Origin of the sequence: Spongiactinospora gelatinilytica (assembly GCF_003236385.1) — a bacterium.
Classification (GTDB): domain Bacteria; phylum Actinomycetota; class Actinomycetes; order Streptosporangiales; family Streptosporangiaceae; genus Spongiactinospora; species Spongiactinospora gelatinilytica.
The window spans coordinates 1-470 of sequence record NZ_POUA01000850.1 but is presented as its reverse complement, the minus strand read 5'-3'; the positions used below and the strand labels follow the sequence as shown (position 1 = coordinate 470).

At 43.8% G+C, this 470-nt stretch carries 1 protein-coding gene; it reads left to right on the top strand.

Annotated features, from left to right (window positions below; all coding sequences use genetic code 11):
- Window positions 1–30: 30 nt before the first annotated feature.
- A partial coding sequence (pduB, locus tag C1I98_RS39710) for a propanediol utilization microcompartment protein PduB (protein ID WP_306461961.1) occupies window positions 31–470 on the top strand: 440 nt, incomplete at its 3' end.

The window sequence follows — 470 nt, the reverse complement described above, 5'->3', positions numbered from 1 at the left end:
CGTTCCGGTGCTGGTCCACAAATCATGGCAATGGACGAAGCTGTGAAGGCAACTAACACTGAAGTGTTGGATATTGAATTGCCACGAGATACTAAAGGTGGAGCTGGTCACGGCTCGTTAATCATTATTGGTGGTAGTGATCCATCAGATGTTCGCCAAGCAATTGGTGTCGCCTTGGATAATTTATCAAGAACTTTTGGTGATGTTTACAATTCTCCTGCAGGTCATCTTGAATTACAATTTACTGCCAGCGCTTCTAGTGCTGCAAATGTGGCTTTTGGAGCTCCAATCGGAAAAGCTTACGGATTAATTTGTGGTGCACCATCTGGGATTGGTGTAGTGATGGCAGATACAGCAATTAAGACTGCTGGTGTAGAAGTTCTAGGATTTGCATCACCTGGAAATGGAACTAGTTTTTCTAATGAAGGTATTCTCCATATCAGTGGAGATTCTGGTGCTGTTCGTCAAGC